Origin of the sequence: Mesorhizobium sp. M0998 (assembly GCF_040318885.1) — a bacterium.
In the GTDB taxonomy this organism is placed as follows: domain Bacteria; phylum Pseudomonadota; class Alphaproteobacteria; order Rhizobiales; family Rhizobiaceae; genus Mesorhizobium.
This window is the reverse complement of sequence record NZ_JAMYND010000126.1, coordinates 1-798: the sequence shown is the minus strand read 5'-3', so window position 1 is coordinate 798 and position 798 is coordinate 1. Positions and strand designations below refer to the sequence as shown.

The window sequence follows — 798 nt, the reverse complement described above, 5'->3', positions numbered from 1 at the left end:
CGGTGCGGACAGCGCCACCTGGCCGATGCTGCCGGCAACGAGAGCGGCAGTAAGGGTTATGAACATATTGCGGGTCATCTTGGTCTTCATTTCTGGCTGCCTCAGCCTATGGCCAACCTTCCCGAATTGCGGCTGAACCATCCCGGAACCCATCGTTCAGCTGTCGTTCATTCATTTTTCCCGGCTCGGCACACATAGAAAAGGCGCCGAACGCCGACGCCCTTTTTCGTAAACTGGCCGGTGCGATCAGGTCGCGCCGCCGACCCGCGCGGCGCAGCCGATGCTCTTGCCATCGACCGCAACTTCGAGCTTGGCGTCGTAAACGCCGCCCTTTGCGTCGAGCGTGATAGCGCCGAGCGTAGCTGGCTTGCCGGGCGCGGCGTTGAAGGCGCCGCCCTGCTCGATGCTGGTGCCGTCGGTGCGACCGGTGCTTTCGACATGGAAGGAATAGGTGCCACTCACGTTTCTGTCAGCATAGGCGAGCGCCTCCAACGAGACCATGCCCCCTTCCGGCGTGGCGCGGATCTCGCAGCGCACCGGCCCAACGGACTGGTCGGCGTTGGCCATGGTCGCCAGCGCGCCGGCCGGGACCAGGACCAGGGCGAGTGCCGCCATGACGCGGCGGGAATGCTTGACGATGCGGGGCATGGTTCGTCTCCTTGGCTTGGCTAGCGGCGGCCGCGGAATCTTTCCGCGGCCGTCTGGCCGTTGCCGTGTTTATGGGCAGGCCTGGACGAAAGCTGCGACATTGCCGCTGCCGCCCTGGCTGACATTGGCATCGCAGCCGTGGCCCACCTG

1 protein-coding gene and 1 pseudogene are annotated in these 798 nt (G+C 65.0%); both read right to left on the bottom strand.

All coding sequences use genetic code 11. The features are described 5' to 3' along the window. Positions 1 to 246 precede the first annotated feature (246 nt). Positions 247 to 648: a curli-like amyloid fiber formation chaperone CsgH gene (gene csgH, locus NKH59_RS33400; protein WP_353024489.1), complete on the bottom strand. Its 402-nt coding sequence runs from the start codon at positions 646 to 648 to the stop codon at positions 247 to 249. A gap of 69 nt (positions 649 to 717) precedes the next feature. Next, positions 718 to 798, bottom strand: a pseudogene (locus NKH59_RS33395) (curlin); the annotation flags it as partial.

Bases quoted from the DNA above. Each gene is read 5' to 3' on its own strand.
- csgH (WP_353024489.1), bottom strand. From the start codon at position 648: ATGCCCCGCATCGTCAAGCATTCCCGCCGCGTCATGGCGGCACTCGCC.